The sequence below is a fragment of the Micromonospora maritima genome (assembly GCF_902825405.1).
Lineage (GTDB): Bacteria > Actinomycetota > Actinomycetes > Mycobacteriales > Micromonosporaceae > Micromonospora > Micromonospora maritima.
In genome coordinates this window covers 1-3,591 of sequence record NZ_CADEAU010000517.1, presented here as the reverse complement: position 1 = coordinate 3,591, position 3,591 = coordinate 1, and the positions used below count along the sequence as shown (strand labels likewise).

Below are 3,591 nucleotides of genomic sequence, written 5' to 3'. Positions count from 1 at the left end.
CGCGCCGAGGCCGCGGCCGAGTTCCGCCGCGAGGGCGGGCCGCGCGACCGGGGCCCCGAGCGGCTGCTGGCCCGCAACGTGGTCGACTCCCGGCGTACGGTCGGCACCTGGTTCTTCGGCGGCGCGCTGATCGTGCTGGTCGGCTCCAACCAGGCCATGCCGCCGCAGGTGCGACTGGTGTCGAACCTGCTCTGGGGCGCGCTGGCCCTCGGCGTGCTGATCGACTCCGTGCTGATCGCCCGGAAGATCAAGAAGCTGGTCCGCGAGCGCTTCCCGAAGAGCACCGAGAAGCTGGGCTCGCTCTACTTCTACGCGATCATGCGGTCGATCACGTTCCGCAAGATGCGTGCCCCCGCCCCCCGGGTCAACATCGGCGACAAGGTCTGAGCGGCGCGCACACGTGTTAAGCAGGGCCCCTTTCTATACGCCAGGCGTTAAGAGGGGGCCCTTCCTTTCACTGGCGTAGAGCCGGGTGACGACCTCCTCGATGTCCGGCTCGACGATCGAGATGTCGCGCAGCGTGGCCAGGCCGGCCAGCCCGGCCACCACCTCGGCGACGCTCGCCCGCTCCAACGCGAAGACCAGCCGCCGCCCGTCCGCCTCCACCCGCTGCACCGGCGCGCCGGGCAGCACCGGCGGCTCCGGCAGCGCGGAGTCCAGCTCGGCGACCACCATCCGGCGCGACCCGTACCGGCGGTGCAGCTCGGCGATCGAGCCGTCGTGCACCACCCGCCCGTGGTCGATCACCACCAGCCGCCGGCAGAGCCGCTCGATGTCGGCCAGGTCGTGCGTGGTGAGCACCAGCGTGGTGTCGCCGGCCCGGCCCAGTTCGGCCAGGAAGCCACGGACCGCCTGCTTGCTGACCACGTCCAGCCCGATTGTCGGCTCGTCCAGGAAGAGCACCTCCGGGCCGTGCAGCAGCGCCGCGGTCAGCTCGCCGCGCATCCGTTGGCCGAGGGAGAGCTGCCGGACCGGGGTGTCCAGGAAGGCGTCCAGGTCGAGCAGCTCCCGACAGCGGGTCAGCCGGGCGGCGTGCGCGCCGGCCGGCACCCGGTAGACGTGCCGCAGCAGGTCGAACGACTCCCGCAGCGGAAGGTCCCACCAGAGCTGCGAGCGCTGCCCGAACACGACGCCGATGCGCAGCGCCAGCCGGGTCCGGTCGGCCACCGGCCGCAGCCCGCAGACCCGGGCCTGGCCCGCCGACGGCATCAGCACCCCGGTCAGCATCTTCAGCGTGGTCGACTTCCCGGCGCCGTTCGGCCCGATGTAGCCGAGCATCTCGCCGCGCTCCACCCGCAGGTCGACCCCGTCGACCGCGGTCACCGTCCGCTTCTCCCGGCGCAGCACCCCGGCCCTGACCCGGACCGTGAACTCCTTGCGCAGCCCGTCCATCTCGATGACGTTCATGACCCCGTACTCCGGTAGTGACGGATCCCGACCCGCCAGGCCAGGGCGGCGACCGTCGCCGCGACGAACGCGACGCCCGGCGAGGCCCACCCCACCCAGGACGGCAGACCGAGCGGGTCGGCGCGGCCGAGCAGCGCCAACGCCGGGTGGTAACTGACGAAGGCGAACCCCATCCCGTACGCGAACAGCGCGCGGAACCAGCCGCCGTAGACGGTGATCGGGTACGAGGTGAAGTCGCGCCCGCCGTAGGTCACCGAGTTGGCCATCTCACCCGAGTCGACCCAGTAGAACGACACCGTGGCGGTGGTGACGAAGACCGACGCGAAGAACACCACACCGGCCGGCGGGGCCACCACGGCCAGCGCCACCCGACCCGGGGTCCAGTCGATCCCCGCCGAGGCGAGCGCGTACAGCAGCACGGCCAGCCCGAACACGGCCCGGGACACCTTGCGCAGCGGCAGGTCCATCAGCAGCAGCTGGGGCAGCGCGGCGAGCGGGCGGACCAGCACCGCGTCGAACAGGCCGGTGCGGACGTACCGGGGCAGCCGTTCGATGTTGCCGACCAGCAGGTCGGCGGCGGCGAAGGCGCACGACGACAGCCCGACCACGACGAGCGTCTCGCGCAGCGTGAACCCACCCAGCTCCCGGGTCACGCCGAAGATCACCAGAACGGTGACCACGTCGAACACGGTCGCGCCCAGGTTGCCGACCAGGTCGACCACGAACGAGGTGCGGTAGGCGGCCTGCGAGCGGGCCTGCGCGCCGAGCAGCGACCGGTACGCCCGCAGCGCGCCCCGGACCTCCACCTCAGCCACCCTGGGCGCGCTGTCGCGCTCAGCCACCCTGGGCGCGCTGTCGCGCTCAGCCACCCTGGACCACCAGCCGGCGCTCCGCGCGGCGCTGAACCAGCCGGCACAGCGCCAGCAGCAGCACCGCCCAGACCACTTGCAGTCCGACCAGGCCCAGGTTGGTGGGCATCGACTCCCGCTCGACCAGCACGTCCAGCGGGATCTGCAGGATGCCGGGGAACGGGGTGGCGTACCGCAGGGTCGCCTCCAGCCAGCCGGGGAGGAAGCCCAGCGGGAAGTAGAGGCCGGCCAGCACGCCCGAACCGAGCGTCCAGAGGATCATCGGGCCGCGGACGTCCTGGAGCCAGTAGGCGGTGGCGTTGACCAGGTAGCGGCAGCCGAAGCAGACCACCACGGCGAGCAGCACGGAGACCAGGAACAACGGCACGGTGGCCCAGTGCCGGGGCAGGTACACGGCGAAGAAGAGCGGGCCGACCACCAGCGGAGGCACCAGCCGGGCCAGCGCGGCGAACCCGGCCCGGCCGAGGTCGACCGCGAGGTAGCTGGTCACCGGGTGCACCGGCCGCAGCAGGTCGGCGGCCACCTCGCCGGTACGGATCCGGTCGGCCAGGTCGGTCCAGCCCCAGATGGCGATCACGGCCAGCAGGCCCTGCCCGGCCCAGACGAACGTGCCGAGCTGCGCGCGGTCGTAGCCGGCCACGGTGCCGGCGGCGCCGGTTGCGGCGAGGAAGATGTAGCAGCGGAGGAAGCCGAACACGGTGTTCGTGACGACGCCCGCGACGGCGGCCTGGCGGTAGGTGGCGTGCCGACGGAAGCCGGCCGCCACTATCGCGCCGAATGTCCGAAACCATGGGGTAACGTGTGCGTCCGTGGGTGGTCCCACAGTGGCGGTGACCGAGCCCACGCCGTTACCCTCCTTCCGCAGCCACGACGTGCTGGACCGGGCGACTCTACCGGCACGTGCGGTCCCCAGCGCGACAATTTCCAACGAGGTGACACCGCCGTGAGCGAGCGACGCGAGCCGGCCCCGGGGCCGCGCCGCGCGAGCGGCGGGAGGGGCTGCCGATGAGCGGCTGGGGCAGCTGGCGCGAGCCGGCCGAACCGGCCTGGGCCGCCGAGCCCACGCACGAGTGGGAGCCGCAGTTCCCCGGACAGCGCTACCCCGGTGACATCGGCCTCGACAACCTGACGCCCCCACTCCGCCGCCGCGCCGTGGTCGGCCGCGCCGAGGTACGCCCGGTCAGCCCCGCCCCGGGTGGCGAACACCCGGTCAGCCCCGCCGCTCCCCGCCCCGGCGACGACGCGTATCCGGTCAGCCCCGCGAGCCCGCGGGGCTCGTACCCGGTCAGCCCGGCCGGGCCGGGCGCGGTCCAGA

General features: G+C 73.1%; 4 protein-coding genes and 1 pseudogene. 2 read left to right on the top strand and 3 right to left on the bottom strand.

Going from position 1 to position 3,591, the window contains the following annotated elements; genetic code table 11:
- Positions 1 to 387, top strand: a 387-nt coding sequence (locus tag HUW36_RS28230) for a DUF3043 domain-containing protein (RefSeq protein ID WP_174530911.1), incomplete at its 5' end; no start/stop codon positions are given.
- Positions 388 to 420: 33 nt separating this feature from the next.
- On the opposite strand, the gene HUW36_RS28225 is transcribed toward HUW36_RS28230, so the two are convergent.
- Genes HUW36_RS28225 through HUW36_RS28215 form a run of 3 tightly spaced genes read right to left on the bottom strand, consistent with a single transcriptional unit; the run spans position 421 to position 3,120 of the window.
- Entirely contained in the window at positions 421 to 1,407 is a 987-nt protein-coding gene (locus tag HUW36_RS28225; RefSeq protein WP_174530910.1) for an ABC transporter ATP-binding protein, read from the bottom strand.
- The gene (locus HUW36_RS28220) at positions 1,404 to 2,222 is read right to left on the bottom strand and encodes an ABC transporter permease (protein WP_174530909.1); all 819 of its coding nucleotides are present in this window, start codon (positions 2,220 to 2,222) and stop codon (positions 1,404 to 1,406) included. The genes HUW36_RS28225 and HUW36_RS28220 overlap by 4 nt, the downstream gene beginning before the upstream one ends.
- A 46-nt stretch (positions 2,223 to 2,268) precedes the next feature.
- Complete coding sequence (locus HUW36_RS28215) at positions 2,269 to 3,120, bottom strand: ABC-2 family transporter protein (protein WP_174530908.1); 852 nt, start codon at positions 3,118 to 3,120, stop codon at positions 2,269 to 2,271.
- A gap of 161 nt (positions 3,121 to 3,281) precedes the next feature.
- Here HUW36_RS28215 and HUW36_RS28210 point away from each other — a divergent pair.
- Positions 3,282 to 3,591: pseudogene (locus HUW36_RS28210) on the top strand (hypothetical protein); the annotation flags it as partial.